The organism is Caballeronia sp. EK, assembly GCF_014384845.1.
Classification (GTDB): Bacteria; Pseudomonadota; Gammaproteobacteria; order Burkholderiales; family Burkholderiaceae; genus Caballeronia; species Caballeronia jiangsuensis.
Map to the genome: position 1 here is coordinate 1 of NZ_JACSUE010000024.1, position 25601 is coordinate 25601.

The window sequence follows — 25601 nt, forward strand, 5'->3', positions numbered from 1 at the left end:
TGGCTACACGCGCTTCGCAACCATGCGAACGGTGCTGTTTCTTATCGCTGGCAAACTCGACTTCTCCGCATTCAACTCGCATGCCCGCTGAGAGCCATTACCCACTTCGTTTTCAAAAGAGCCAGATTTTATTTCATGGCCGCACGTCAGGCTGCTCAATCTCATTCGGAGTTTCACATGACTCAAGTAATCGTAGGTGTATTCGACTCGTTTCAGGACGCCGAGACCGCTGTCTCCCGTCTGGTCGCGAGTGGCCTGAATCGTACCGACATGGAAGTGCATGCCGCTGATCAAGCCGGCGCGCCCGGTGACGTTGCTCTAGCCGACGCTCGACCGTCGACCGTAACGACCGAAGAAGTCGGCGTATTCGGCAAGATCGAGCACTTCTTCAGCAATATGTTCGGCGCCGACGATCGGCCAGAAGAAGTGGGCCATTATCAGGAAGCCGTCCGGCGCGGTGGCGCCTTGCTGACCGTTACGGTGGCCGATGAAGCGCACGTCGGGATGGTTCGTTCGACAATGCATGAGGCAGGGGCCGTAGATGTCGATGAGCGAGCCGCGCAGTGGAAAAGCAATGGTTACACAGGCTTCGACGCGACAGCCAAGGCTTACACCCCCGATGAAGTCATCGCAGATCGCAAAGCGTTTGCAGTGACGCGTGAATCGCTCGACGTAGGCAAGCGCGAAGTGGAAACCGGCGGCGTGCGGGTCTATTCCCGTTCCACGGAAACGCCTGTTTCCGAGAGCGTGAATCTGCGCGAAGCACACGCGACGATCGAGCGGCGGCCGGTCGATCGCATTGCGACGGCAGCGGATCTGAAGGAAGGCTCGGTAGAAATTCGTGAAACGGCTGAGCACGCCGTGGTGGCAAAAACCGCACACGTGATTGAAGAGGTCGTCGTGGGCCGCGAGGCAACGGAGCACACGGAAACCATCAACGAGACCCTGCGTGGCACGGATGTCGAGGTCGAGCGTGTTGGCGCGAGCGCAGCCGGTCTTGAGCCCGCGGAGTCGGAACTTCCGCGTGGCGTGCCAAGCGCGAATGAATCGATGATCAAGACGCCGACGAAATCTGCCTGAATCAAAGACAAGGCGATTGCCCGACAGCCTGGACGGCGCTCGCCTGCTCACAGGAGCATCCATGAAGAATCCCGGACGAAAAAGAATCCGTTTATGAGCATGTGGTTAAGCGGCGCGAACACGGTGATTGGCTCGGCGCGAGGTCGCGCGAACGCCGCAGCAAAGCGCGGTGTGGTCGATTTCTGGACCGCAGCGCTTACGCCCGCCAAACCCAAAAAGCGCAGGGTAAATCCATAACTGACCTCCGGTGCTCACATTTCATCGCGAGATGAAGTCACCTCTTCCCCACAAACCCCGTCAGCAACCTGAAGTAACCACGCCAAAGCGATATTCGCTTTGAGAACTGAGCGCCTTCATGAGGAGGCGTGCCGCGTCAATTCTGGCGCGGGACCGCTCGGCGAAAGTTCGTCACTCGCGAGAAACGTTCACCAAATGCGCAACGTCGCGCGTATGGCGAAAGCTCTTCTCCAAAGGAAAAAGTCATGTTCATTCATAACAAGCGCCTTCAATATACGGTGCGCGTCGCGGCGCCCAATCCCGGTCTTGCAAACCTTCTGCTGGAACAGTTCGGAGGACCGCAAGGCGAACTCGGCGCTGCGTGCCGTTACTTTACGCAGGCAGTGGGTGAGGACGATCCCGGCCGTAAGGATCTCCTGTTCGACATTGCAACCGAAGAATTGAGCCACCTGGAAATCATTGGTTCGATTATCGCAATGCTGAACAAGGGTGCAAAAGGCCAGTTGGCCGAAGCGGTCGAAAGCGAGGCAGAACTTTATCGCTCGATGACTGGCGGCGGCAACGATTCGCACACCACGTCCCTTCTTTATGGTGGAGGACCAGCGCTGATCAACTCGGCCGGCACGCCGTGGACGGCTGCGTACGTCGATACGATCGGCGAACCGACCGCCGATCTTCGTTCCAACATAGCGGCCGAAGCACGCGCCAAGATTGTTTATGAGCGGCTCATCAACGTAACCGACGATCCGGGCATTCGCGAAACGCTGGGCTTTCTAATGACGCGAGAGATCGCGCATCAAAAGTCATTCGAAAAAGCCCTTCATTCGATACAGCCGAACTTTCCGCAAGGCAAACTTCCCGGCTTCCCGGAATTCACCGGCGTCTACTACAAGATGTCGCAAGGCGAGGAGTCCGTAACGCGTGGCCCGTGGAATGAGGGACCGGATTGGACGTTCGTCGACGATCCCCGACCCGCTGTGGATGGCGGCGATGGATTGGCGACGGTAACGGTGACTTCGGCGGATGTGGAAACACTGCAAGCCATGGCGGCACGCACGGCTTCCGACGCTAGCAGCGACCCGGTCACGGGTGCTGAACTCGGGGCGGGTCAAGCTGCCTGACTCGTGGCATTGCGCATGGAAAGCTGGATAGGCGGCCCGCAAGGGCCGCGTCGGGTTGGCCGTCATACACATGCTGCATTCCATCCTTACCGAACCGTCCGACGACTCTGCTCAGTGGCGATCGGACGGCGCCACAGAGCCCTTTCTTGCCACGAGTGCTAATCTGCTACATCACTCGAATATATGCCCAGCAAGTATCACGTTGTACCGTCGGTCGGCCGAAAGTGCTTGAGCGACGGGTCAAGATGAAAGTCCAGCGTGCGCAGGAGCGCCTCGAACTGAACAGGCTTAGTGAAGTGATAATTGAAACCTGCCTGAATCGACGCTAACCGATCCGCGAGAGACGTCAAGGCCGTCAACGCGATCAGCAAGGGTTGCGTTTCCAAAACCATGGCTCGAACGTTTCGAGCTACGGTGCGCCCATCCATCAGTGGCATTTCGATATCGAGTAAGGCAATGTCTGGATGCCAGTGCTGAATAGCGGTCAAGGCAGATAATCCGTCAATGGCCGTGTGAACTTCGAAACCGTGCAGAATCAGCGCAGCCGCGCTCGCGTTAAGCACTACAGTGTTGTCATCAGCCAGGAGAAGCCGCGGTGCTGTCGGTTTGCGCATTGTCTTCTCGATGGTGTGCCCTACATCAAGCGCACGCGGCATTCCCGACGGACAGATTATTATTCCCTCCCAGATCGAACCGCTGTCGTACGTCGACAAGTTCAGACATTGGGATGAGCTTTCAGGGAAGTCAGGCGAAGTGCGGCCATGAGTTTTGCCCGTTCGACGTTGTCCCCGTGCAGGTCGAACTCAATGCCGACTGCATGCGTAGGCGATGATTGCTCGCTCGCGGAAAAGAGTGATTCGAAGAATTCAGGTGCTAATTTCCGAACCATCCCTCTTCCCATCGATGACGTCTTCGGCCAGCCGTGTGAGCCGGGTGAGCGCTTCCGCTTCCGAGAATACGGCGGTCCGCCAGGCAGGCGTGAACTGTCTGTCGTCGTCAGCGTCACCCACCTCATGCGTGATAACGAACGTTCCCGAGTAAGCGCCGCGAGCGTCAGGACCGATCACATCGACGCTGATGTTGCAATCCCTGTATGTTGAGTTTTGAACTGTCATCAGCCCTCCCTCCAGTGAGCCACCGCGACAATCACGGTGACGACGGCGCTGCTGGCGCGGCAGCGAATTCGTCCGAATCCTCGACGAGATCGGATTGAGTCGGCTTTTCGATAACGCCGAGTCGCAACTGGGCACGCTGCCAAAATTCGTCAGCCCGACCTTCCGGACACCCCGCTCCGGTCCAGAGTTGATATGCGCACGAGCGGATCTGGTCTTCGGTGATGCGAACGTCCATGTCTTGCCTCGCTGAGGTTAAGCCGACCCTGCGCGCGCACCCGTCATGGTGCCGTCACACGTTTCGAACATTCACAGGTCGACTCCTGATGATGCGCTTTTTTGCGGCGCGAAACTCAGCGCGATTTGATTGATATTTGAAAAGACCCGGCGACCCCGCGGATAGATTCGTTCAATTCTTCCCCGAAGCCATCTCCGTCTCGGCGAGCGCCTTCAAGAACGACTCGGACCACCAGCGAACATTCTCTTTGCGGACCCGGTCCGCGAGTGCGGCATGTCGATTGATGCGCTCATCGAGCGGCATGACCAATGCGCGCTGGATGGCGTCTGCTGTGCCCTGTGTGTCATAGGGGTTGACGAGCAGCGCTTCCGTCAGTTGCTCGGCCGCACCGGCGAAACGCGAAAGCACCAGCATGCCCGGGTCAGCCGGGTCCTGAGCAGCGATAAACTCCTTCGCCACCAGGTTCATGCCATCGCGCAACGGCGTCACCAGCGCCACACGGCTCGCGCGATAGAGTCCCGGCAGTCGTTTGCGAGCTACATTGCGATGAATGTACCTGACCGGCATCCAGTCCAATTCTCCAAAGTCACCGTTGATTGCGCCGCACAGGCTGTCCATTTCACGGCGAAGATCATCGTACGCCCCGACGTCCTCGCGGCTCGGCGACGCGATCTGAATCAGCGTAGCGCTGTCACGATTTTCCGGGTAGCGCTCCAACAATTGCCGGAAAGCGTGAATCCTTTGCGGTAATCCTTTCGAATAATCGAGTCGGTCAACGCCGAGAAGCAAGCGCCGCCGTGAGTATTCGTCACGCATGCGCGCAAACATCTCGCGCCCTTCCTTCGCCCTGGCAAGGCGTGCAAATTCCTCGACGTCGATGCCGATCGGAAAGGCCCCTACTTGTAACGTGCGATTGAAAGCACGGAGGTGATCCGGACCCACGCGGACGGCCCGAGCCTCGGATTCGACATAGTGCGAAAAGTGCGTGACATCGGAGTGCGCCTGGAAGCCGACGAGATCGTATGCGAAGAGCGACCGCATGAGCCACTCGTGCTCGGGGATCGCCGCCATGATCAGTGGGGGCGGCATCGGAATGTGAAGGAAAAAACCGATGCGATGGTTGCAGCCGGCCGCACGCAATTCTGCGGCCAGCGGGATCAGATGATAGTCATGCACCCACAGAATGTCATCGGGCTTCAACATCGTGAGCAGCTTGCGCGCGAACAACCGGTTCACGCGCCGGTAACCTTCAGCGAAGCGTGTGTCGAATTTCGCGAGATCCAGGCGATAGTGGCACACCGGCCAAAGCACACCGTTGGAGTATCCAACGTAATAGGTGTCGTGCTCGTCGCGGGTCAGATCGAGCGTTGCCAGTGTCACGTTGCCGCTTGTATGAATCTCAAGTCCATGCCGGTCGGCAGCCCCTCCCTCCGTGTCGTCGCTTAGTTTGCCACTCCAGCCGAACCATACTCCGCCAGTTTGTTCAAGACTTTCCCGCAGGGCGACGGCGAGGCCTCCTGCCGCAGATTTGCGAGGATCGGAAGTGCGGTTTGATACGACCACCAGACGGCTCATATCAGGCTCTGAGTTGGCAATTTGATCCACACTGGCACGGTAACATGATGCGTCGCGCTTTCAGTCGATAAGGCGTCGCTTATGCGACTTAATTCACCGCCCACCGTCTGTCCAGGCGCGCGAGACGGTCCATATCAAGGACATCCTAGGAGTTGGCTCACGGGAGACGACCAGCATCTGTGTGCAGGTCGATTAGACATGGGCGTCTTTTTTGCTTCGCACCATTTATGTCGCTTCTCCGTTATGCCGATTCGCGGTTGGTTTGACTGGCCGATGGGAATCAAATGTTCGAACGGGCATGGTTCGACTTCCAGGCGGAGGACAGCAGTTTCGGGAGTAGTTTGGCTTACGGCATGCATCGTGCAGGAGGCGCCATGCTTCATACGTTTCTAGCAAATAACCGCGATGAACTGATCGTGCGCTGCAGGTCCAAAGTGGCGCTGCGGCCGGCACGTGGTGCGTCCGCGCTTCAACTCGAAAACGGCGTTCCGCTGTTTCTTGAACAGCTGATTGAAACGCTGAAAATCGAGCAAACTGAACGCCCGTCAGAAAGCCTCATCGTGTCAGGCTCGCCAGGAGGTAATTCAGGCCGTTCGGAGATTGGGGAGGCAGCGGCCCGTCATGGACACGAATTGCTGACGTTGGGATACACGGTTGACCAGGTCGTCCATGATTATGGAGACCTTTGTCAGGCCATTACTGACCTCGCACATGAACGCGATGCCCCGTTTTCGATCGACGAGTTCCGCACGCTGAACCGCTGCCTGGACAACGCGATCGCCGATGCTGTCACCGAGTTCAGTTACCAGCGCGATTTCAAGATAGCTACTCAAAATGCACTTGATGAAGGCGAGCGCATGGGGTCTTTCGCCCATGAACTTCGCAACTTCCTGCACACGGCGACCCTTGCGTTTGCTGCTGCAAAAGCTGGAAATTTGCCCTTGTTTGGCGCTACGGGCGCCGTATTGGAGCGGAGCCTGACGGGCTTGGAGAAGCTCATTGAGCGTTCAATCGACGACGCCCGCGTTCCCGCAGGTGATAGTGCTAAATGGGCGCTGTTTTCAGTTTCTGACTTCATAAACGAAACAAAGCACGCGGCAAATCTGGCCGCACAGCTACGCGGGTGCAAATTTGTCGTGACGTCAGTCGATCCCCAGCTCGCTGTCAGCGGAAACCGTGACCTCCTTTATTCAGCGCTTGGCAATCTCATACAAAACGCCTTTAAATTTACCCAACCAAACTCCGAAGTAACACTGAGCGCGTATGCCATCGCCGACAAGATACTTATTGATGTGAAGGATCATGGCGGTGGTTTGCCGCCAGGCAAGGCAGAACAGATGTTTCTGCCATTCACCCAGTTCGGAGCCGATAAATCCGGGCTAGGGCTCGGATTGTCGATAGCACGTCGAAGCGTCGAACTGAATGACGGCATTCTGAGCGTGCGCGATGTTCCGGGCGTCGGATGCATATTTACGATCAGCCTTCCGCGACACACGTTGATGAAGAAATAGCCAATGTTGCGTCGGACATCACAGACTGAGCGTCGTTGGCGCCTCATGACCGAACAGAGCCCGACGTCAACATTCACGAACCCCCGAAGCACGCGATCAGTCAGTTGGGCCGAGCAACACGTCGATCGCTGCTTTCCGGCGATCTCCGCAACCCGATAGGCCCATCGTTCAGTGAAAGGGCCGATACTTTCGCGGCAAGCCGAATGGCGGCAAGGGGTCGGCAAGAGAAGAGGTCGCCCCTGCCAAGAAGTTCGTGGCAACAGTTCCGACCCAATTCGCGGTTTGCCGCTTTTCCACCATTTTCAAGCATTTTTGCATTGAAACAGTTGTCTCAGTCGCCCAGGCTTATTCCTTTTGTTTCTGACGCGAAGAATGTGGCGACAAAACTAATGAAGGCCAGAACTGCAATCTAGGTTGCGATAGGCCAATAGGCGTTCTCTACCCAGGTCAGAGCATCATCACGCTGTAAGGCAACTACACGGACGGCGGCAGCGTCGATTTCTGCTGACAAATTTTTCTAACGCGAAGGCGACCGAACAACCATGGTGAACGTCCTCTTCGACTGCCGGCGAGCGCCAGTACCCGCCCCCATTTCGTCGCCTTGGTCTTCGCGACAGCATTGCTCCGATTTTGATATGGCCTCTCTCGCAATCCGGATGGCCCTATCAAAGCTGTTCTCCGTAGCGACGTGTCTGTTGTCAATGCTCACGAGCCAATGATCATCGCGAAGGCACCAGCGGATCCTGCGCTCCTCAACGAGCAATGCGAACCATCGCCAAATCGAGGCGTCGTCTGCATTTGCCGCCGAGGCCGCCGCCGCTCTGATGTACCTCATATCATCCAAATTGGCCACTTGTCACCCGGTTAGATATTGGCTGCTGCTCGACATAGCGTGGTACGAATGCGGCCCCGTCACGTTCATCCGCGGAAACAACTAAAGACCGGTCCCATCACGTCGCACGACGTGACCTGCCACGCTCCATCGAGAAGATCCGACACTTCGCCATCCGATGCCGCTCCCGAAAATGCAGCAAGCCGGCGGACCTTCTCAGCAATTTCATCGCGCGATAGCGTGTTGCCCGGATCGCCCTTTGGTTCATCGACCCGCCCGGCGTAGTGTCGGCCATCGTGGGTAACGACAGTCACCTTGCCGATCCACCGGGCCGGATACGCGCGGTCCACTTCGTCGTCGAAAACCATTTCTACCTTGTCGCGAAACGCCGCCACTGACTCCGCGTCGAAGCTGCCTTCGAACTCGTTGACTCCGGCGTACCCATGCAACGCGACAAGTCCAAGCACGGTTCCCATATTGAACTTCGCCTGATGGACGGTGCGCGGCACAACCACCGCTCCGAGAACGTCGAGCGCGCCCTGATGCACATGCGCGGTGACACGCGCGATATCGGAAGCCAGCAATCGCTCGCGCCCGATAACCGCAAGCAGCGCATCGGCGGCAGGATGTGAATGGCGGCACGATGCGTGATATTTGAACGACGTTTCCGCCGTAGCCCACCGCTCGCCGAGCCGATCGACAAGCCGCGCCGGGTCGGCATCGCTCGACATACCCGCGGCCATGCCCTGCGCTCCCTCCAGGATACGTGTCGCCCCTCTGAATCCGTCAGCTGCGAGCTCGGCGGCCATCAGACCATTGGCGGCCGCCATTGCGGTATGAAGTTGTTTCGAATCGGCCGCGTCGCGCAGGAATTCCCACAAGCCACTAGCCTGTGTGCCGGCCGAACCGAACGCATCAAGCATCTGTTGCGGCGACAGGCCTAGCAGCCGGCCTGCCGTGGCCGCCGCCGCCACCGTTCCCGCAGTGCCCGTCGTATGGAACACCTTGTAGTGAGAGCGGCCGAGAAACTCGCCAACGCGGATGCCCGTTTCGTAGCCCGCAATCGCTGCCGTAATCAGGTCGCGCCCCGAAGCACCGCGAGCTTGCGCAAGTGCCAACGCAACGGGAAAAACGACGGTTGCCGGATGGAACACGGAGCCGTTATGCACGTCATCCTGCTCCGCAAAATGCGACGCGGCGCCATTCACCATCGCTGCGAAATAGGGCGTGGAGCGCGTGCGGTCGATCAGCACTTCGGCCACGCCACCCTCCTCCGTCCTGCCGCCCAAGGCTGCGCGTCGAGCGAAGGCGGCAATCGTTTCGACGGGACGCGCGCCTTTACCCGCCAGCGCGGAGCCAAGCCAATCCACGTAGAGGTTTACAGCGCGCTCTACCACGTGCGACGGGATCACGTCGAAGCGCAATTGAGCGGCAAAAGTCGCGAGGTCAAGACTAGGATGATCGGTCATGGTTGTAGAAACAGAGAAACAGAATCGATACGGGCGATAGATCGTGTTCGCTACGCGTTGCGCGTGATGTGCACGTCGTCGTAGTCAGATTTGCGGAGGATTGCCGTGGATTCAGGAAGCGTCGGTGCGCACAGGCTGGATCAGCCTCGCCGGAAACGCCACCAGCAATCCCGCGGAGGCGACTATCATCAGCAGTCCGACCGCACCCATCGCGACATCCAGGCTTCCAGTGAGACTCTTCACCCAACCGATAATTGCCGTGCTGAGAAACCCGCCGAGACACCCGAGACTGCTAATCAAGGCGATTCCGCCTGGAGCATTCGACCTGGAAAGATAACTGGTGGGAATCGCCCAGAATACGGGAATCGCGCCATACAATCCGGTGGCCGCGAGCGCCAGCAGCGCGATCGTCCAGCCGACGCTTCCGCCTGTGAATCCAAGCAGAATGAATCCCACCGCTGACGCCACAAGCGACACCGCAACGTGGTAACGCCGTTCGAGTCGATAGTCCGAATGCCGCCCAATCGCCCATAGACCCACCGTCGCGGCCACATAAGGAACGGCGGATAGCCATCCAATCGTGCGGAGATCATTCACTGCCAGCCCTTTGATGAGCGTGGGTACCCACAGGCTCATCGCGACCGTCGCGCACGTGATGGAGAAATACGCAAAGACCGCTGCATAGAACCGTGGATCGCGGAAGAGCATCCGCAACGACCCGCCCCCGGATTCCGACTTGCTGACATGCTCGGCTTGCACGTCGGCAAGCACGATCGCCTTTTCCGAATCCGATAGCCACTTCGCTTGCGCAACGCCGTTGGTCAGGAAGAAATACGCTGTGATCCCCAGCGCGATAGCGGGCAGCCCCTCATAAATGAACAATAGTTGCCATCCGCGCAAGCCATGCAATCCAGAAAGGTCGTGCATGATCCATCCAGCCAACGGGCCACCGATCCAGCCGGACACAGGAATGCCCATCAGGAAGATCGACATGATCCTGGCCCGATAACGTGAAGGAAACCAGTACGTCAAGTAGAGGATCACGCCAGGAAAGAACCCGGCCTCAGCGGCGCCCAACAGGCAGCGGGCAATGTACAGATGCGTCGGCGTGGTAATCAGGCACATCAGGACGGTCACCGTCCCCCACAGTGTCATGATGCGCAGCAGGGTCGCACGTGCGCCCACGCGCTGCAGATAGAGATTGCTGGGCACTTCGAACAGCACGTAGGCGAGGTAGAACAAGCCGCCGCCCAGACCATAGACGGCATCTGTAAAGCCAAGGTCCTGCATGAACTGCAATTTCGCAAAGCTCAGATTGACGCGATCCAGATAACTGACGATGTAGCACAGCAGCAGAAATGGCACGATCCTCCATGTGATCTTTCGATACGTCCGCGCCGCATCCTCTCGGGTAGGGGTAACCGCCGCGGCAGGTTCCCGCGCAACTGCAGTGTTCATGAAGTCTCCTTGATTTGATTTCGACTTCTGAGGACGTCGGTAGAAAGCCGCGCCCTATGCCATGCATTGGTTTTACTTCCAGATATGAGCAGGGCCGCCTTCTCTTAGAGCGTCTGCAATCTGATACGTGTGTTCACCGCATGTGGGGACTGGTCCGGCAGTCATAGATTTGCCGTCAAACCGTGGCGCAGGCGCAGCTTGCAGATAACCATCGCCCTCGAAATAGACGCCGCGCGCGATGTTGTGCGGATGAGCCGCAGCCTCTTGCGGACTTAGCACCGAGCCGAAGCAGGCATCAGTGCTTTCGAGCAGCAGGGTCCATTCAGCACGCGTTTTCGAAGCGAATACCTCAACGAGGTGTTGGCGCAGTGCCGGCCAGCGCGAGCGGTTCCATTGATCGGTAAATCGCGCGTCGCCGCTCAAACCGAGCTTGTTCAGCAGGACTTCGTAGAACTGTGGCTCGATCGCGCCCACTGTGATGTAGTTGCCGTCCGCACAACGGTACGTCGAGTAAAAATGCGAGCTGTCGTGGACACTGCCGCCTCGCTGATCGCTGATATAGCCCTTCCGATGTTGATGCGCGCGCAAAACTGACCCATTTCCGCTAGAAATTTGCATCGAAAATTGACCCACATGTTCAACTTCCTGCTTGGACGCCAAGCAGGAGAACGGAGTGATAACCGTGAGCATGTTAGCCAAGATTCGGCGGATGCATTTCCGCGACGGCGTCCCGCTGCGGGATATTGCGAGACAGACGGGGCTCTCAAGAAACACCATTCGACGCTGGCTGCGCGAGCCGTCGACCGGCGAGCCGAAGTATCCGAAACGCGTCAATAACAGCGTTGTTGACCCTTGGTCGGAGCAACTGCGGTTGTGGCTGCTCGCCGACACAAAACGTCCCAGACGAGAGAGACGTTCGGCGACTCAGATGTATGAGGATTTGCGCGCCTCCGGGTACGACGGCAGTTACGACCGCGTATCGGCGTTCGTTCGCAACTGGAAGAAGGAACGCGATGGCGGAGCACAGCGTGGCGCCTTTGTGCCGCTCGCCTTCGAATACGGTGAAGCGTTCCAGTTCGACTGGAGCTGCGAGTACGTCTTCATCGGCGGGCTCAGGCGACGAGTGGAGGTCGCCCACCTGAAGCTCGCCGCGAGTCGCGCGTTCTGGCTCGTTGCCTATCCGACCCAAAGTCACGAGATGTTGTTCGATGCCCATGCACGAGCATTTGTTGCTCTCGGTGGCGTCCCTCGGCGCGGCATATACGACAACATGAAGACTGCCGTCGACAAAGTCGGACCTGGCAAGGAGCGCGCTATCAATGCGCGGTTTCACGCTATGTGCGGCCATTACCTGTTCGAGCCGGAATTCTGCAACCGAGCCGCCGGCTGGGAGAAAGGCATCGTCGAGAAGAACGTTCAGGACCGGCGCCGACACATTTGGCACGATGCAATCGCGATTCGGTGGGAGTCGCTGGAAGTTCTGAACATATGGTTGGCCGAGCGATGCCAACAGGCGTGGAAGCAGTTGAAACATCCACAGTGGCCCGAACTAAGTGTCGAAGATGCGTTGGCAGACGAACGTCCACGGCTGATGCAGATGCCGAAGCCATTCGACGGCTACATCGAGAAGCCCGTGCGCGTGTCGCCCACGAGTCTGGTGCACCTCGACCGAAACAGTTACAGCGTGCCGACTGAATACGCGCATCAAATCGTGAGCCTGCGCTGCTATCCGACCTATATCAGCCTGGTCGCCGACGGCGTCGAGATTGCCCGCCACCCCCGCAGCTTCGACCGCTACCAGACCTTCTACGACTGGCGCCACTACATTGCCTTGGTGGAGCGTAAGCCCGGCGCGTTAAGAAACGGTGCGCCGTTCCTGACGATGCCAGAACCGATGCTTCGACTGCAGAGACACCTGTTGAAGCAGACCGGTGGCGACCGGGTGATGGTTCAGGTTCTCGCGGCGACGCCGGTCCATGGGCTGGAGGCCGTGTTGGTTGCGGTTGAGATAGCGCTCGAATCTGGGCGTCCGAGCGGTGACCATGTCCTGAACATCCTCGCGCGGCTAAAGAGCCCGACCGCTAGCCCAGGTGACGTAGTGAGAACAGCAATCACGCTCAAGGTTGAACCTGTTGCGGATGTTCACCGATATGAGCGGCTTCGCGTTCGCAACGAGGAGGATGGCCATGTCGAATGAAACCGCCGCATTACTGAAGTCGTTGAAGCTCCACGGTATGGCGCAAGCGTGGCCCGAACTGGTCGCGCAGGCGCGTCACAACGAATTTGAGCCGGAGAAGTTCATGCAGATGCTGCTGAAGGCGGAGACAGCTGAGCGTCAGGTGCGGTCAATCAACTATCAGATGGCCGCCGCACGCTTTCCTGCTCACCGCGACCTCGCGGGCTTCGACTTCGAGCAAGCGAGCGTCGATGAGGGCCTCGTTCGTGAACTCCACACCGTACGATTCTGCGAGTCGGCGCAGAACATCGTGTTCATCGGCGGGCCCGGCAGGGGGAAGACGCACCTTGCGACGTCAATCGGAATCGAAGCGATACAGCACCACGGCAAGCGGGTTCGGTTCTTTACCACCGTCGAGCTCGTGAACCAGCTCGAAGCTGAGAAGGCCGCAGGCAAACCCGGACAACTCGCGAATCGGCTGATGTATGTCGACGCCATTGTGCTGGACGAACTCGGCTATCTGCCATTCACCCAAACGGGGGGCGCACTGCTGTTTCATCTGTTCTCGAAGCTCTATGAGCGCACGAGCATTCTAGTCACGACTAACCTAAGCTTCACGGAATGGTCGAACGTCTTCGGCGACGCGAAGATGACAACTGCGCTGCTCGACCGCCTCACGCACCACTGCCACATAGTCGAAACAGGCAACGACTCCTGGCGCTTCAAAAACAGCACGGCGGGGCAGCCCGCTTCGCGGGCTGCAACCCGGAAAAGCTCACCCAAACGACAAAAAGAGGAGGAAATCGACGCACCAGAATGATGTTTCTGCACATCAGGGGTGGGTCAGTTTTAGATGCAAAAAGTGGGTCAATTTCCGGCGCAAATCAACACTTCAGCGCTTCGCCCGTGCGCTCGGCGCGGAGTTGCTGGTGACCTTCAGCCGGTCCGAGACGATTCTGGTCCAGACGCGGGTGACGCAGCCCTTGCCGCCCGAGAGCTTTCGCCTGTCGGGCGCGGTGCGGCGCAGCGGGGAGGAAGCGCAGCTTTCGCTGCTGCTGGAGGAGGCGGATAACGATCGCGTCTTGTGGGCCGATCAGTTGACCTTGCCCCCGCTGGACCAACGAGAGACGGCACTGGTGGCCCTCGCCGCCCGGCTGGAAACGCTGGTTATGGGAGAAGGATTGCGCCGCGCCCGGCAGAAACCGGCACACGCGCTCAGATCCTATGACTTCGTCCGGCTGGGCGCCGCGCTCTACGGCCGTGGCGGCGAGCAAGAGAAACGCGAGGCGGAACGGCACTTCCTGCGGGCTATTGCGATGGATTCCGGGATCGCGATCGCGCATGCCTTCGTCGCCATGATCCTAATGAATCGCCTGCACGTCACGCAGGGGCAGGACCGACCTCCGAACGCCGAAGGGCGCTGGATTCCGCGCGCCAGGCGGTCGAGTTGAAGCCACGGTCCGGCTTTTGTTTGGCTGCATTCGCCTATGCGCTGGCCCGTTCGAAGCAATGGGATACGGCGGTCGAGAATGCCCGGCTGGCGGTGCGGCTCAGTACCCTGTCCGCCATCGGCACACGCACGATGGCCGCGGTAGCGCTGCTGGTCAGCGGCGAGGCCGCCGAAGGGCTCCTGGCATTGCAGCCAGCGATCGCGCTCGACCCCTTCAGCGCGGCAGGACCGCGCTCCGCGCTCGGTACCATCCCGCTGCTAACGGGCCGTCGCGAAGAGGCCTCGGCCGAATTGCGACGCGCCGCCGCGCATCTGCCCGATTTTCCGCCTTGTTTGCGTTCCACGGTCGTCGCTGCCGCCGAACTGGGACGGATGGACGAAGCAAAGAAAGCGCTGGCGCGACTGCGCCGGATCGATCCGGACTGGCTCGGCAGCCTGAGAGAATTTCTGTCTTTCATGCGGGATCGGCAAGTCGTCGACCGCTTTCTGAGCGCCTTCGCGGCCTGCGGTGCAGAGATGGAATGCGCGGGCCCTTCGGTCGCGGCGGATGGCGACGCGAATCGAGGCTGAGCCTTCCGGGCACCGATCCGTCGCCCCCCTCCGTCGAGAACTCGGACCACCCATGGCAGGCATTTTTCTATCGCCTTTCTTGCTGGCGTCCAGCGGCGGTCGCACGTAGCCGAGTCACGAAGCGACCAGGCGCCGAGCGAGCAATCGGACGGGCCGAACGGTGTCGATCTTGTGATTGGCCGCCGGGTTTAGCGGCGGTGATCCATGTCCTGGACGTCCACTGCGTTTAGGCCGAAGGCTTCGGCCCATCCTCCGCGCATCCTGTTCTGCAACACTGGTTGCGCCGGCCAAATCAGCGAAAAGAGGCCAGAAAAAAGGTCTTTTCGCGACGCCAACATATGCAGGTGATCGATAGAATTTCGTCGTGTATCCACGTTACGCACCGTCACGCATCTGATATCTGTCAGATCGCTTTTCCACATCGGATTTCCGGTTCATCCAGCATGACACGGCTCGCACGCCACTACGTCCCGGCACAACCACAGCACGTTATCTTGCAGGGGTTCACCGGCCCCGCCTTCCTGGACGAAGGAGACTATCTGTACTTCCTCTCCTGCCTGGCAGACGCAGCGCGCGTCGCCGATCTGGCCGTGCACGCGTGGGTGCTGATGCCTGAGGCGGTACAGTTCCTCGTCACCCCTTCATATCAGTCGAGCGTGGCCATTACGATGCAGGCCGTCAGCCGTCGGTATGTCGAGACCTTCAACCGCCGCCATGGGCGCCGCGGTGCGGTATGGGGCGGCGGGTACGGCGCAGCAGTGATTGAGCCCGAGCGGTACTTCCTGCTCGCGAGCCAAGCTATCGATCATGCGCCGGTGCGTAGCCGACTTGTAGCCGACCCGGGAAGCTACCGGTGGTCGAGCTATACGCACCATATCGGGCTGCGTGTCGATAGCTTCATCAAGGACCATCCACTTTACGGCGCGCTCGGCAATACGCCGCTCGAGCGCTACCGGGCATACCAGGCTTTGGGCGCACAACCTCCTGACGAACGCGAGGTCGATAACCTAATGCAATCGACCCTGAAGGGCTGGGTGCTCGGCAGCGCCGCGTATTGCGAGTGGGCGGCGCAAACAGCCAACCGGCGTTTGATGCCACTGCTCCTGCGCGACCGGCCGCAGAAGGAACGACTGCGTACCTAGGAAAGTCATCTGCCCGCTTCAAGCAGGTCGCAGGGCCGAATGGGTTCGCGACCAACCCGGCCGCTGCGAACGTCGCCCTTTGAAGGTGGCGTTGAGCCTAGCCCGGCACACAGACCCCGACCGCCGCTATCGCCATGGCGAGCGTAGCGAGCCATCCGCCCCAGGACAGAATTCCTTTCACGGCGAACTCGCCCATTACGCGCCTACTGCACGCCATGAGCATCATGATCAACATGATTGGCACGGCAGTGACGCCATTGATAACCGCGCTCCAGTACAGCGCGCGGATCGGATCAAAGTGCATGAAAGCGATCACCATCCGGTGTCGTGTCGCTCCTGCTCGTCTTCCCCGCCCTGGTCCTGAACTATTTCGGTCAAGCAGCCCTGGTTCTGACCAAGCCTTCGGACACGGGCGACCAAACCAGGTTCTTTCTGAGAGCGCGGCAGCGACGAACGTGCTCAGCGGCGCCCAAACGCCGCCAAACTCCCGCAGCTCACGTTGACGGAGTCGTTCGGCGGGGTGATGCGGACCTCGGGCCGACCACCCTCGACCATCCGCACCTGAAATGCAGGAACCTAAGTTGAAGTAGGCACCTTACCGTGTGTGGCCGTTCAAAGGCTCGTCCAGAAAGGCTCTTTCAGGCGGCTGTTGCTTTGAAATCCCCGAGCTGTTGCTTTTCAACGATGCTCTTCAATGCCTCATGCCGACCCAGAGCGGTCCACCGGCACCAAGTCGTTGGACTGCGGCTTGCACGAGACCATCGGACTTCCCGAGGACGCCGGTGCAACGCGGGACCGACATCATGGGCGAGATCGGGGCGGCGTCAAATAAGCCATCATCGCGCACTACCCCTTCATCCGCTCCTCAAAATACCTCACCGCCCGCGCGCAGGGCGCGGGTAACGGCCATTCCGCGCGATGGATGAGCCATAAAGTCTCGACCACGGGCGACCCGCACTCCACCACTTCGATCTGGTGCTGCCGCGCGAACGCGGCCCGCGCATAGCGCGGAATGACCGTGAATCCCAGCCCGCGCGCCACGAATTCGAGGATGAGTGCGATCTGGTTGCTGAAACCGTTGCGCGGCAGGTCCGCGATGCTTGCGTTCTTCCGAAAGCGCCGGCTCAGCAAGCGATTCGCCATCGCCCGCCCATCCGGATGATCGATGAAACCGAGCGTTTCGAGATGGCTCCACGCACGCACTTTTGCACCCGCTGGCACGACAAGTTCCAGGGGCTCCTGCATGAATTTGCGCGCGGTGAGACGCGCATCATCGGGCTTGAGTGTGACGATGCCGAGGTCGTATCGATTGGTCAGCACCGCGTCGAGCACTTCAGGATCCGGCGCGAAACAATAGCGAATCTTCCATTGCGGATGCTGCGCCTGCCAATCCAGCATTAACGGAAACAACGCCAGTCCAATGCTTTCTGGTGTGATCAACCCGATCTCTCCGGCTTCTGCAGGACCGGACACGCGCGCATCGAGCCGCCGGCGTGCCTGTTCCATCGCTTCGCAATAGTCGAGCAACGCGCGCCCGGCAGGCGTCAGTTCGATGGCACGCGGTCGGCGTATCACCAGCAGACCGAGCGCATCTTCCAGATGGTGCAAATGTTGAGAGACGGCCGCCTGCGTCAGATCGAGCCGTTCCGCCGCGCGCGTGAAGTTGCCGAGTTCGGTCAGCGCAGCGAACGTGCGCAGCCATTGCGGATTGAGCATGATGAGTTGTAGCTGCACCTGGCCATTCGTCGGTAAGGGCTTCGTGTAAGGGCCGATCACCTCGGCGGCGAGGGTCTCCGATTGACCTTGGGCGGTCAACCACTGGCACTGACATCGAAGCGAAAGCGGTCGCACATGCGACGCGCAGCCGCTCCTGATGCTGTCCCCATCGGTTCCGCCAACTGTGTGCGATTCCCTCGAGCCGTTGTTGGGGTCCGTATGCCGAAAGAATTTTGATAGGATGGCCGACGAAGGTCTTTGCGACACTTGCCTGATAGGCGTCCAGCTCGCGCTGATCTCGGGTGACCTCACGTGTAAAAGCGAGGTATGTCGCCATGTCTGGCACTCCTAGTGAAATTTGTACTGGACGGCCCGTTGGTACGGTCTTGCAAACCCCGATATCACGGCGCCGCCGCAGTGTCAGCGAAATGCTTGGCAGCCCGGGTCAGGCAATCCATCCGCCGTCGACCGTCAGGCTCTCGCCGGTCGTATAGCCCGCTTCAGGGCTGGCTAGATAAGCCACGGCCGCCGCGATTTCTTCCGGTTTTCCGAAACGGCCAACGCTTGCGAGCTTCGTCATCGTTGCGTGGTCCTCCGTGCCGGGTTGCGGAGCGAGTTCTGTATCGATCGGGCCGGGCTGGACGGCATTCACGGTCACGCCGAATTTCCCGAGTTCACGCGATAACCCGCGCGTAAAGCCTCTGAGGGCGAATTTCGAGGCGATGTAGAGCGTCACGCCAGGCAAGGGCGCTGCTTCGCCGAAAGCCGAGCCCACGTTGATGATGCGCCCCCAGCCTGCAGCGACCATGCGCGCTGCCGCGTCTTTTGCCAGTTCGATCGGCGCGCGCACATTCAGGTTGAAGTGCGTGTCGTACGACGTGTCCGACGAATCGAGGAACGGCCCATATTCGACTGTGCCAGCGTTGTTGACGAGAATATCGAGCCGCCCTTCGAAGCGGCCGCCGAACGCACCATTCAGCGACCCAATGAGGCTCCTGACGCCTTCTGGCTGCGACAGATTGGCGCCGACAGCCTCAGCCTCGCCGCCGGCATCGCGGATTTCCTTGACGACGGCTTCGGCCCGCGCGGCACTCGATGCGTAGTGAACGATGACGGATGCACCGTCGCGCGCGAGACGCGCCGCAATAGCTGCGCCGATTCCACGCGAAGCGCCCGTCACGAGCGCGAGTTTGCCTTTCAGAGCTTGGGTCATGCTTTTCCTCAACAGTAGGTTTTGAAGCGGTCCTCCGGCTTGATGAGCCGGAAGGGACTGCTGCATCGGAGCCAATGTTTCGTGCATTGGTTGATGCGTATCCTCCGCTGAGGCGGAATCGCCCGGTAGCCGCGGGCGGGGAATAGCGCCTATTCCTGCTGCGAGGGGGCAAAGGTGCGCAGCGTCTAGCCGGTGAGGCCTGAGCCAGAGTTGCGCTCATTGAGAAGGTGCTCGACAAACGCAACGAAGGCACGCGCCTTCGTGGTTGCCATGCGACCGGACGGGAAAACCGCCCACAGGTCGATCGGCGGCAACGTCCAGTCAGTCAGGACGGCCTGAACCGTCCCGTTTGCGAGTTCGGGGGCGAACATCCATTCCGAAGCGACGGCAAAGCCCATGTGCCCGAGTACCGCCGTGCGCATGCCTTCAGCCGCGTTCACGCTTATCCGGCCGGACAAGGTCACGGTCGAGTCGGAGCCGTCACTGCGGCTGAACAACCACGATTCACCGCCGCCTCGCAGAGAGTAAACGACTGCCTGATGCCGGTTAAGGTCGACAGGTGTTTGAGGAACGCCGGCTTCGGCGAAATATGATGGTGTGCCGACGACGAACCGCCGCGCGCTGGAGATGCGACGCGCGGTCATGGTCGAATCGTCCAGCGTGCCCATACGCAATGCGACATCGACGCCCTCTCCAAGCAAATCGACGGACCGATCGTCAAGTACGATGTCGATGCTCAGATTGGGGTGCTGATCCAGGAAAGACTTGAGGGCTGGCAAGACATGCAGCCGGGCGAACGTAACGGCTGCGCCGATGCGCAATCGTCCCGACAAGCCCTCCGACGACTCGCGCACAGCCTGCTCGGCCTGATCGGCCTCATCGATGGCCCTCAGTGCGTGATCGTAGAAACGCTGACCGGCATCCGTCGGCGTGAGGCCACGTGTCGATCGCAACAGCAGACGGGCGCCTAGACGTTCCTCCAGCTGTGCGACCGCCTTTGAGACGGCTGGCTGGCCGAGCTTCAGGCGGCGTGCGGCGGCAGAAAACGAACCCGCATCGACAACTGTTACGAAGGTCTCCATCGCCACCATGCGGTCCATGCGCCTCCTCCTAGCAGATCGTTAGCGAAAATGCGCAGTGTAGCGAAACGACGACCTCCCCAGACAAAGCACGCGTTAGGTGGGACGCCGCACCTGACTTAGGCGATCAGATGCTGGGGGCCGCTTCTTTTTTCCTGACTCCGATGACTGCCTTCGAGTAGAGTGCGGCCCCTTGGCAGCTTGCTCTCAAGCGCGGCTGGGTGTCGCTGATTGGCCGGCAAGCGCACGCTCGCCGGCCTTGAAAGCCTTCAAGTCGTCCGCGTCGGTGACCGTTGTTCGCCAAAAACGGTCTCCTTGATATTGAGTCGCCGCAGTCTCTCGCTAGTTTGGGGCAAAGCTTCCTCTCCCCGAAGACCAACGGCCGATGGGCCACGAGAATCTCTGCCTCCGATATGCTTGCTCAACGTGTACACACCAGCTATGAGGCAAAGGAATTGGATCCTATTGTCCTTAAGCGTTTGTGACTCGCCTCCATACACCTTCCAGCATCGCCGGTGCCCATTGCTCGGCCGGGCACCGACTCCAAGTATCGGCAAGGAAAATCATCGATTCGTCACCGCTCGCCTGCCGAGCGTTCTCCAGCTCCAACAACAGCAGCGTACCCGCGGCGTAGGGGCAGCCACCCACCGTTCCATTCGATGTCGCTTGACGAAGGACCACGCCCGGAGCAAAAAGGCAGCGTTCGCTGGCCATCTCTGGCGTGAGTGTCTGCCGCACCGAGGTGTCGAGATAAAGACAGCGCATTTGATTCAGGCCTCTTATGACATTGTGTATTGCTACACTGACCGCATGGACGCCTGCAAGGTCTCCACCGACCATCGAAGCGAGCAACGCCTTGGCGCGCGTCACCTTGCCCGTCACTTTCCAAGCCAAATTGCGCAGCGCATTACCCGGCGCTAGCGACGCAGCAATCACTTCCGCAGCGGCCCAGGTATCCTCGTCAGCTTCGAACGTGGGGCTGAATAAGCGGCCGATGATCTGCTGCACGAGCGGCCCGACCGCGACATCGGGGTTCGACTCGCGAATCCACGCTGCCAATGGCTCCAAATCGGCGGGGGCCGCACGGATATTCGGTGCGGCCGTGTTGAGTTTCTTCCACAACGCGTCCTGTTGAATTTCTCGTCCGATTGCCTTTCTCGCGCTCATCGTTGGGAATCGGTGTCCATTGTAGGACAGCACCCCAAGTATGCGGCGGACCAACAGACTGTTGAGCAATGGCTTGCCAGAGCCAAAAACGCGGTCAAGCGTGTCGTCACGTGCGATTTGAAGGATGTCAGCAGGCTGATCCACCTTGATGACATCGACAAGACCCGGAATGTGTTTATGTTCCACGACTGTGTACCTCGAAGGAGTCATTCTTTCGGCTCGCGTGGGGCGGCAGGCCCAGGCATTTTCCATCGCTGCCACTTGCGCGCTCGAACAGGGCTGACGCCCGCGATGACCTTCCCGCGTCGTCAGATATGAGCCCCGATCATGCCGTCGAAACCGGCTAATATCTATCAGCTACCCGACAGATTTGCACTCTATGACTTCCGATGCGCAGCGCTATCGATCACAACTTGCAACAACACCGTGGTTCAAGGATTTGCCGATCGAGCTTCAGGACTATCTTGTCGCTCGCTCCGACCTGCTCCGATTAGAGAAGGGGCAACAGCTTTATCGGCGCGGCGAACAGTCGTTCGGCCTGTACGCAATTCTCGATGGTGCATTGTCGATTGGCACCGTCGGAGCGGATGGAAAAGAAGCGTTGCTCGCCGTCGTCGGGCCGACCGCCTGGATCGGCGAAGTCTCGATGTTCGATGGGCTGCCTCGCCCGCACGATGTGTCAGCAATGCGTAAGACTCTCGTGCTTCACGTACCCGGTCCCGCGTTGGAAAGCCTGCTGAGAGTTCATCCTGCTTACTGGCGGAATTTTGGCTTGTTGATGGCGCAAAAAATCCGGATCTCTTTTGAGACCAACGAAGCCATGATACTGTTGCCCGCCGCTCAGCGCCCAGCAAGTCGCTTATTGCTGATCGCTGGTGGCTACGGCGGGATTAATGCGGAACAGAGCAGGATAAAGCTCTCGCAAGATACCTTGGCTTCAATGGTCTCGCTTACTCGGCAGACGACGAACCAACTACTCAAGAACCTTGAGAGTCAGGGTATTGTCGATCTGAAATTCGGGGAAATCGTTATTCTTGATTCTGATCGCCTGCGCGCTGCCAGGGTCAATGATCCCGGCCCTTGTGGCGCAAATCCGGCTGCCTAGATCGTGGCTGCTTCAGTGCGCCACTTTGAACGACGAACGAGAAAGGCGAGTTGGAAGCCTGTGCAGCCAATTTGTCCGCAGACACCCCTACCAGTCATCTGCGGATCAATACTGAGGTTCGCCTCTTGGCCGAGCCCTGTCGGATGACCGACGTGAGAGCTTCGGCCTTTGCGGACGTTCGCTGATCGCGGCCGGGATGACCGTTCGACATTCAGCACTGGCCGTCGATACCACAGTCATGCCGAACTGCGGTTCGTCCCTCGACCGACAGGCGAAATCGACCCAATTCGGTCAATAGGCGCCACTGCGTTGAGCGACTGCTTATGTCGGGATATCAGCCATGCGCATCGTTGTGTCTTGGTCGCGACGAACCGCACGACGATGATCGCGGCGCCCGGCGCTGAAGACCACCCGCTTAGATTTCAGGCTCTTAGCAGATCGATTGCTTTCGTGAGATGTACACGCATACCTTGCCGCATTAGACGCGCGGGGTTGAATACCCCTTGGCTGCGATATGCAGCGCTCACTCCCATGGCCAAATACACACGTTCACCGGTCGCCCGAGGCCGTGAAACAGAACGATTTTCGCGGGCGCTACGAGTATCTGGTTGTGTAATGGGAAACTCCTGCCTCTCTTTTGGCGAAGCCTCGAACGAGCGCATCGGAAGCTCCTATGCGATTGGTTTCATTATTAAACCATATGTGCTATGCTGGGCAGGTTACGCAAAGGCAGTCAGCTATGAAACGCAAAAGCTTCGAAGGAAATCTTTGTGCGATTGCCAGGGCGCTCGACTCGATCGGCGACTGGTGGTCGTTACTCATCATCCGCGACGCAACCGCCGGCATCGGCCGGTTCAGTGAGTTCCAGCGCAGTCTTGGCATCCCCAAGAATATCCTGTCAGGTCGCCTGAAGTCGATGGTCGAGCAGGGCATCATGGAAATCGTGCCCGCGTCCGATGGCAGCGCATACCAGGAATATACGCTGACCGAAAAGGGCGAAGCACTATTGCCCGTTCTCGTGGCCCTTGGCCAATGGGGCGGCGAGTATCTTTACGAGTCTAAAGAACTGGGCTCGCTTCCGCTGGACGCGAAGAAGAAGCGCCCTCTCAAGAAACTCGAATTGCGCTCGGAAGACGGCCGCCTGCTACAACCGAAGGATGTGTTGGTGTCGCGCGTGATTACGATGAACTAGAAGCCGGCGATCATCGTATGACCTTAGCCTGAGCAGCACGACGAAGCCGTTGCGCAGGGCGCGCAACAGGCGCGCATCAGAAGCTCTCTTTGAATGGACGCAGATCGATTTCCTGAGTCCACGCAGTCGGATGTTGCAGATGCAGTTGCCAATACGTTTCCGCAATGGCGTCGATGTTCAGCAATCCATCCGGCCCTCGGTGGGCGACCGCATCGGGACGCTGGTTCTTCAACCGGGTTCCATTGATGCCGCCATCGATCACCACGTGCGCCACATGCAGGCCTTGCGGTCCAAACTCTCTCGCCATGCTCTGGCTGATCATGCGAAGCCCGGCCTTTGCTGCAGCGAAATGCGCATACCCTGGCCGGCCTCGCAGACTGGCCGAAGCGCCGGTAAAGATGAGCGTGCCTTCGCCTTTGGGCAGCAGCAGGTTTGCCGCCTCGCGGCCCACCAGAAACCCACCGAAACAACCCACACGCCAAAAGTCTTCGAACTGAGCAGCCGACACCTGTTGCAACGGAATGTGCTGGTTATTCCCCGCATTGAAGATGACAACGCTAGCGGGCGATCGCCCGGCACCGGGCGACGACGCCAACTGGAACAGCTGCAATACATCCGTTTCGCTGGTGGCGTCTACGACAACAGGCGTGCCATTGCCTCCGCTAAGACTCTTGACCACCCGCTCAAGCTTCTCGATCGTCCGACCGCCCACGAGGACGTGAAAGCCCCCGCGAGCGAAGCGGCGGGCCACTGCGGCACCTAAGCCCTCCTCCGATCCCACGCCCACCACAACTGCAGTCGGTTGCATGCTTCTCTCCTTTCACCCTCGTACGTTAACGCGCGCCCAGAACGGGGCGGTCGAACGGCAGCAATCTGTCAAACCAGGCACTACGTTGCGGTAACAGTCTGCTGGTTCATGCGGCCGATGATATAGACCATCAGCACCGCCAGGGCCAGAATCAGCGCCCCAAGCCACATCGAGCTATGCAGCCCCGCATGGTTAACTGCGATACCACCCGCCAGCGAGCCGAGCCCGATCGACAACTGAAACACACTCGTGTTCATCGCCTGCGCGGCTTCGGGCGCATGCAGCGTCGCGTTGTACAACCACAGCTGGGTGCCGACCGGCGCCATTCCCCACGACACCGCCCACACCAGCAACGCCAGGCCGGCAAACAACGGGCTGGCGGCAAACGCCGCGATAGCCGCCAGCGACAGCACGAAGATCCAGACTGTTGCGACTACGGTGTTGTGCAAATTACGACCAGCGAAGGCGCCCCCTACGAAGTTTCCAACGACTGTCGCAACGCCATAGGCAAACAGGAGAATGCTCACGATCGCGGTACTGAGGTGCGTGATTTGCTCCAGATAAGGGGTGACGAAGGTATAACCTGCGTATTGACCGGCCACAATAAAAATGACAGTCAGGAAGATTCCGCGAACCTTGGGATCCTTCAGCAAACCGAAGAAATCGCGCACGTTCACACCGTGCTTCATCTTGAGCGACGGCAGAAAGACAAGCTGCAACGCGAAGCAAACGATCGCGAGCACGCTGGCACCCATAAATCCGTCGCGCCAGTCAGCATGAGCACTGATGTACGAACCGGCCGGCACTGCGATGACCGAGCCGATCGATATGCCTGCGAACACGATTGACGAAGCCGCATGCACTTTTTCCGGTGGGACAAGCTTTGCCGCAGCAGTAATCGAGATCGCCCAAAATCCGCCGACCCCGATGCCCAGGATCACGCGTGCGATCAGCAAAGTTGCAAAGCTCTCTGCCTTCCATGACAGCACGCTGGAGATGATGAGCAGTGCCGTGAGCCCGAGCAGCACCCGCTTGCGATCGGCCCGGCCGATCGCAATGGCAGTGACCGGTGCGGCGATGAAGCCAAGAATTGCAGTCGCGGTAACGGCAAGGCCGGCTGTTCCTTCGGTTACGCCTAGGTCGCGACAAATGCCCGGCAACAAGCCGACGGGCAAAAACTCGGTGACGACCAGCGACAGTGCGCCGAGCGCGACCGCCAGCACACCGGGCCACGAATAGGTCGAATCACGACTGGGGTCTTTCTGTTGAGTGGGCATTGCGAATTTCCTGAACGCTTGCGATATGGGAGCGATGTCGAGCGCCACATCGATGGTTCCGCGCGAGCCCGAC

Annotated in this window: 24 protein-coding genes and 1 pseudogene; 11 read left to right on the top strand and 14 right to left on the bottom strand. The window is 59.4% G+C overall.

Going from position 1 to position 25601, the window contains the following annotated elements; translation table 11 throughout:
• The first annotated feature begins 177 nt into the window (after positions 1-177).
• Both IAG25_RS37410 and IAG25_RS37415 read left to right on the top strand, forming a co-directional pair.
• Positions 178-1080 carry a YsnF/AvaK domain-containing protein gene (locus IAG25_RS37410; protein WP_187609333.1) on the top strand — a complete coding sequence of 301 codons (903 nt, stop codon included), beginning with the start codon at positions 178-180 and terminating at the stop codon, positions 1078-1080.
• Between the two features lie 482 nt (positions 1081-1562).
• Complete coding sequence (locus IAG25_RS37415) at positions 1563-2438, top strand: manganese catalase family protein (RefSeq protein WP_187609334.1); 876 nt, start codon at positions 1563-1565, stop codon at positions 2436-2438.
• A 197-nt stretch (positions 2439-2635) separates the two neighbouring features.
• Here IAG25_RS37415 and IAG25_RS37420 read toward each other — a convergent pair whose 3' ends face one another.
• The 4 genes from IAG25_RS37420 to otsA form a co-directional block, all read right to left on the bottom strand.
• Positions 2636-3052 carry a response regulator gene (locus tag IAG25_RS37420; RefSeq protein WP_187609335.1) on the bottom strand — a complete coding sequence of 139 codons (417 nt, stop codon included), beginning with the start codon at positions 3050-3052 and terminating at the stop codon, positions 2636-2638.
• Between the two features lie 252 nt (positions 3053-3304).
• Positions 3305-3553, bottom strand: a complete 249-nt coding sequence (locus IAG25_RS37425; RefSeq protein WP_187609336.1) for a hypothetical protein — start codon at positions 3551-3553, stop codon at positions 3305-3307.
• A gap of 31 nt (positions 3554-3584) precedes the next feature.
• On the bottom strand, positions 3585-3788 hold the full coding sequence (locus IAG25_RS37430) for a DUF2934 domain-containing protein (RefSeq protein WP_187609337.1): 204 nt from the start codon (positions 3786-3788) through the stop codon (positions 3585-3587).
• Between the two features lie 171 nt (positions 3789-3959).
• A complete protein-coding gene (gene otsA / locus IAG25_RS37435; RefSeq protein WP_187609338.1) occupies positions 3960-5363 on the bottom strand; it encodes an alpha,alpha-trehalose-phosphate synthase (UDP-forming) in 1404 nt (467 codons plus the stop codon).
• Between the two features lie 374 nt (positions 5364-5737).
• On the opposite strand from otsA, the gene IAG25_RS37440 reads away from it, so the two are divergent.
• Positions 5738-6874, top strand: a complete 1137-nt coding sequence (locus IAG25_RS37440; RefSeq protein WP_187609339.1) for an ATP-binding protein — start codon at positions 5738-5740, stop codon at positions 6872-6874.
• Positions 6875-7792: 918 nt separating this feature from the next.
• On the opposite strand, the gene IAG25_RS37445 is transcribed toward IAG25_RS37440, so the two are convergent.
• From IAG25_RS37445 to IAG25_RS37455, 3 genes are all read right to left on the bottom strand, one after another.
• Positions 7793-9175 (bottom strand): MmgE/PrpD family protein, encoded by a 1383-nt coding sequence (locus IAG25_RS37445; RefSeq protein WP_187609340.1) that lies wholly within the window; start codon positions 9173-9175, stop codon positions 7793-7795.
• Positions 9176-9286: 111 nt separating this feature from the next.
• The gene (locus IAG25_RS37450) at positions 9287-10633 is read right to left on the bottom strand and encodes an MFS transporter (RefSeq protein WP_187609341.1); all 1347 of its coding nucleotides are present in this window, start codon (positions 10631-10633) and stop codon (positions 9287-9289) included.
• 72 nt (positions 10634-10705) lie between these two features.
• A complete protein-coding gene (locus IAG25_RS37455) occupies positions 10706-11323 on the bottom strand; it encodes a CoA transferase (protein WP_255504254.1) in 618 nt (205 codons plus the stop codon).
• Here IAG25_RS37455 and istA point away from each other — a divergent pair.
• The 5 genes from istA to IAG25_RS37480 all read left to right on the top strand — a co-directional run bounded on the left by istA (position 11316) and on the right by IAG25_RS37480 (position 15971).
• On the top strand, positions 11316-12830 hold the full coding sequence (gene istA, locus IAG25_RS37460) for an IS21 family transposase (RefSeq protein WP_187609343.1): 1515 nt from the start codon (positions 11316-11318) through the stop codon (positions 12828-12830). The two genes, IAG25_RS37455 and istA, sit on opposite strands and share 8 nt — an antisense overlap.
• Positions 12820-13629 carry an IS21-like element helper ATPase IstB gene (gene istB / locus IAG25_RS37465; RefSeq protein WP_187609344.1) on the top strand — a complete coding sequence of 270 codons (810 nt, stop codon included), beginning with the start codon at positions 12820-12822 and terminating at the stop codon, positions 13627-13629. The genes istA and istB overlap by 11 nt, the downstream gene beginning before the upstream one ends.
• Positions 13630-13738: 109 nt before the next feature.
• Complete coding sequence (locus IAG25_RS37470) at positions 13739-14260, top strand: hypothetical protein (protein ID WP_187609345.1); 522 nt, start codon at positions 13739-13741, stop codon at positions 14258-14260.
• 20 nt (positions 14261-14280) lie between these two features.
• Complete coding sequence (locus IAG25_RS37475; protein WP_187609346.1) at positions 14281-14829, top strand: hypothetical protein; 549 nt, start codon at positions 14281-14283, stop codon at positions 14827-14829.
• Between the two features lie 443 nt (positions 14830-15272).
• Positions 15273-15971: a transposase gene (locus IAG25_RS37480; RefSeq protein WP_187609347.1), complete on the top strand. Its 699-nt coding sequence runs from the start codon at positions 15273-15275 to the stop codon at positions 15969-15971.
• 97 nt (positions 15972-16068) lie between these two features.
• Here the strand turns inward: IAG25_RS37480 and IAG25_RS37485 are convergent.
• Positions 16069-16290: pseudogene (locus IAG25_RS37485) on the bottom strand (divalent metal cation transporter); the annotation flags it as partial.
• Between the two features lie 8 nt (positions 16291-16298).
• On the opposite strand from IAG25_RS37485, the gene IAG25_RS42340 reads away from it, so the two are divergent.
• Positions 16299-16556, top strand: a complete 258-nt coding sequence (locus tag IAG25_RS42340) for a KUP/HAK/KT family potassium transporter (protein ID WP_187609348.1) — start codon at positions 16299-16301, stop codon at positions 16554-16556.
• 261 nt (positions 16557-16817) lie between these two features.
• Here IAG25_RS42340 and IAG25_RS37495 read toward each other — a convergent pair whose 3' ends face one another.
• From IAG25_RS37495 to IAG25_RS37510, 4 genes are all read right to left on the bottom strand, one after another.
• Positions 16818-17687, bottom strand: a complete 870-nt coding sequence (locus IAG25_RS37495) for a LysR family transcriptional regulator (protein WP_187609391.1) — start codon at positions 17685-17687, stop codon at positions 16818-16820.
• Between the two features lie 445 nt (positions 17688-18132).
• Positions 18133-18900 carry an SDR family NAD(P)-dependent oxidoreductase gene (locus tag IAG25_RS37500; protein WP_187609349.1) on the bottom strand — a complete coding sequence of 256 codons (768 nt, stop codon included), beginning with the start codon at positions 18898-18900 and terminating at the stop codon, positions 18133-18135.
• A 185-nt stretch (positions 18901-19085) separates the two neighbouring features.
• The gene (locus IAG25_RS37505; RefSeq protein ID WP_187609350.1) at positions 19086-20000 is read right to left on the bottom strand and encodes a LysR family transcriptional regulator; all 915 of its coding nucleotides are present in this window, start codon (positions 19998-20000) and stop codon (positions 19086-19088) included.
• Between the two features lie 450 nt (positions 20001-20450).
• Entirely contained in the window at positions 20451-21332 is an 882-nt protein-coding gene (locus IAG25_RS37510) for a hypothetical protein (RefSeq protein ID WP_309244010.1), read from the bottom strand.
• Between the two features lie 193 nt (positions 21333-21525).
• On the opposite strand from IAG25_RS37510, the gene IAG25_RS37515 reads away from it, so the two are divergent.
• Entirely contained in the window at positions 21526-22251 is a 726-nt protein-coding gene (locus IAG25_RS37515; protein ID WP_187609352.1) for a Crp/Fnr family transcriptional regulator, read from the top strand.
• Positions 22252-22990: 739 nt separating this feature from the next.
• Complete coding sequence (locus IAG25_RS37520) at positions 22991-23443, top strand: winged helix-turn-helix transcriptional regulator (RefSeq protein WP_162068499.1); 453 nt, start codon at positions 22991-22993, stop codon at positions 23441-23443.
• 76 nt (positions 23444-23519) lie between these two features.
• Here IAG25_RS37520 and IAG25_RS37525 read toward each other — a convergent pair whose 3' ends face one another.
• Together IAG25_RS37525 and IAG25_RS37530 are read right to left on the bottom strand one after the other, a co-directional pair.
• Positions 23520-24251: an SDR family NAD(P)-dependent oxidoreductase gene (locus IAG25_RS37525; RefSeq protein ID WP_187609353.1), complete on the bottom strand. Its 732-nt coding sequence runs from the start codon at positions 24249-24251 to the stop codon at positions 23520-23522.
• Positions 24252-24331: 80 nt separating this feature from the next.
• Positions 24332-25528, bottom strand: a complete 1197-nt coding sequence (locus tag IAG25_RS37530) for an MFS transporter (protein ID WP_187609354.1) — start codon at positions 25526-25528, stop codon at positions 24332-24334.
• Positions 25529-25601 lie beyond the last annotated feature (73 nt).